General features: G+C 63.8%; 3 protein-coding genes and 1 pseudogene. 1 reads left to right on the forward strand and 3 read right to left on the reverse strand.

Going from position 1 to position 2368, the window contains the following annotated elements; genetic code table 11:
• Positions 1-605: pseudogene (locus EN925_RS32240) on the forward strand (DNA mismatch repair protein MutS); the annotation flags it as partial.
• Here the strand turns inward: EN925_RS32240 and EN925_RS32245 are convergent.
• The 3 genes from EN925_RS32245 to EN925_RS32255 all read right to left on the reverse strand — a co-directional run.
• Entirely contained in the window at positions 606-1451 is an 846-nt protein-coding gene (locus tag EN925_RS32245) for an aldo/keto reductase (RefSeq protein ID WP_063169905.1), read from the reverse strand.
• 86 nt (positions 1452-1537) lie between these two features.
• Positions 1538-1930, reverse strand: coding sequence for a DUF305 domain-containing protein (locus EN925_RS32250; protein WP_013528057.1), 393 nt, complete (start codon positions 1928-1930; stop codon positions 1538-1540).
• Between the two features lie 43 nt (positions 1931-1973).
• Positions 1974-2368, reverse strand: a 395-nt coding sequence (locus EN925_RS32255) for an HAD-IC family P-type ATPase (RefSeq protein WP_128337220.1), incomplete at its 5' end; no start/stop codon positions are given.

Genomic DNA, 2368 nt, shown 5'->3' on the forward strand with positions numbered 1-2368 from the left:
ATCTGGCGCGCGGCCGCTCGACGTTCATGGTCGAGATGGTCGAGACGGCGGCGATCCTCAACCAGGCCGGTGAGCGCGCACTGGTGATCCTCGACGAGATCGGCCGCGGCACCGCCACTTTCGATGGCCTGTCGATCGCCTGGGCGGCGGTCGAATATCTGCATGAGAAGAACCGCTGCCGGGCAATCTTCGCCACCCATTTCCACGAAATGACCTCGCTGGCCGGCAAGCTGGCGCGGCTCCACAATGTCACCATGCGGGTCAAAGAATGGGAAAACGACGTCGTCTTCCTGCACGAGGTCGGCAAGGGTGCCGCCGACCGCTCCTACGGCGTGCAGGTGGCGCGGCTGGCCGGCCTGCCGGAAGCGGTGGTCGACCGGGCCAAGGAAGTGCTGCACCAACTGGAAGAGGGCGAAGTTTCGGGCAAGACCAACCGGCTGGTCGACGATCTTCCATTGTTTTCGGTGGCGGTGAAACGAGAAGCGCCGAAGCCGATCAAGAGCGACGCGCTGGGCGCGGCACTTGGCGACATCAACCCGGACGAAATGACGCCACGCGAGGCGCTGGAAGCGCTCTACCGGCTGAAGGGGTTGGCGGGGACGTAGTCAGATCATCTCCAACCCGCGCTTGCGCGCTGGTGGCGGGAAAGCGCGGTCGAGATCGGCGATGTCCTGCGGCGCAAGCTTGATGTCGAGCGCAGCGACATTCTGGCGGACATGCTCCTCGCTGCTGGCCTTCGGGATGGCGATGACGCCCTCCTGATGCATCACCCAGGCCAGGGCGATTTGCGCTGGGGTCGCATTGTGGCGCCCGGCAATGGCTTCGAGCCTGGCATTGCGCGCCAACGCACCCTGCTCGACCGGCGAATAGGCCATCAAGGGGATGCCGCGCTGCCGGCTCCAGGGCGCCAGATCGAATTCGAGGCCACGCCGGACCAAATTGTAGAGCACCTGGTTGGTCTGGACATTGCCGCCATCGGGCAGGCCGATCAGCTCTTCCATCTCGTCGGTGTCGAAATTGCTGACGCCCCAGTGGCGGATCTTGCCGGCCTTTTTCAGGGCCTCGAAGGCCGCGACGGTTTCCGTCAATGGCACGCTGCCGGGCCAATGCAAGAGATAGAGATCGATGCGGTCGGTGCGCAGGCGTTTCAGGCTGTTTTCGCAGGCCCGCTGCACGCCCGCGCGCGAGGCGTTCGACGGTAGCACTTTCGAGACCAGGAAGGTCTCGTCGCGGCGCCCGGCAATGGCTTCGGCCACCACCTCCTCGGCACCGCCGCTGGCATACATTTCGGCGGTGTCGATCAACGTGATGCCGAGGTCGAGGCCGAGCTTGAGGGCATTCACCTCATCGGCGCGGCGACGGGAATCTTCGCCCATCTTCCATGTGCCCTGGCCAAGCACCTGAACGGCTTCGCCGGAGGGCAGTTTGGTGGTTCTGATGGTCGGTGGCATGGCGGGCTCCAGTTAGGGCCGGATCGCATCGCAGGCTGGGCGATAAATCCAGAGGCGTTCTCGCCGCGCTGGCGATGGCTGAAGACTTACTTCACCGGATGGGCGGCGAGCCAGGCCTGCATCTGCTTGATCTCTGCTTCCTGCGCGGCGATGACGCCTTCGGCCAGCTTGCGGATTTCCGGGTCCTTGCCATTGGCAAGTTCAACCTTGGCCATGTCGATCGCACCCTGATGGTGCGGGATCATGCCTCTGACGAAATCGACGTCGGCATTGCCGGTATAGTCGGACGCCATCATGTCGGCATGCATCTTGTCCATCGCCGCCTTGTAGCCTTCCGTCGAAGGACTGGTCGCGTCCGTCGCCATAGCGCCCATGTCGTGTTTCATCTCTTCGCTCTGCGCCGGAACGCTTTCGAGGAAGACGGCAACCAGCATTCCGGCCGCCATCAGCAGCAGCACGAGTTTTTTGGCGAAGGTCATACATGGTCTCCTGTTGGATGGGTTTCGTATTTGGGGGCTTGGATCAGAGTTTCAATGTTCTCAGCCGCAATGCGTTTGCGATCACCGACACCGAGGACAGGCTCATCGCCGCCGCTGCCAGCATCGGCGACAGAAGCGTGCCAGTGAGCGGATAGAGCACGCCGGCGGCGACCGGCACGCCAAGCACGTTGTAGAGGAAGGCAAAGAACAGGTTCTGGCGGATGTTGCGGATCGTCGCCTGAGCCAGCGTGCGCGCCCGCACGATGCCGTTGAGGTCGCCTTTGACCAAGGTGATGCCGGCGCTTTCGACGGCGACATCGGCGCCGGTGCCCATGGCGATGCCGACATCGGCGGCGGCAAGGGCCGGTGCATCGTTGACGCCGTCGCCGGCCATGGCAACGCCGGTGCCTTTTGCGCGCAGTTCCTCGACAAGGGCTG

The sequence above is a fragment of the Mesorhizobium sp. M7A.F.Ca.US.006.04.2.1 genome (assembly GCF_004022915.1).
Lineage (GTDB): Bacteria > Pseudomonadota > Alphaproteobacteria > Rhizobiales > Rhizobiaceae > Mesorhizobium > Mesorhizobium ciceri.

Coding starts and splice junctions, on each gene's coding strand:
- EN925_RS32245 (WP_063169905.1), bottom strand. CDS start 1,451: ATGCCACCGACCATCAGAACCACCAAACTGCCCTCCGGCGAAGCCGTT.
- EN925_RS32250 (WP_013528057.1), bottom strand. CDS start 1,930: ATGACCTTCGCCAAAAAACTCGTGCTGCTGCTGATGGCGGCCGGAATG.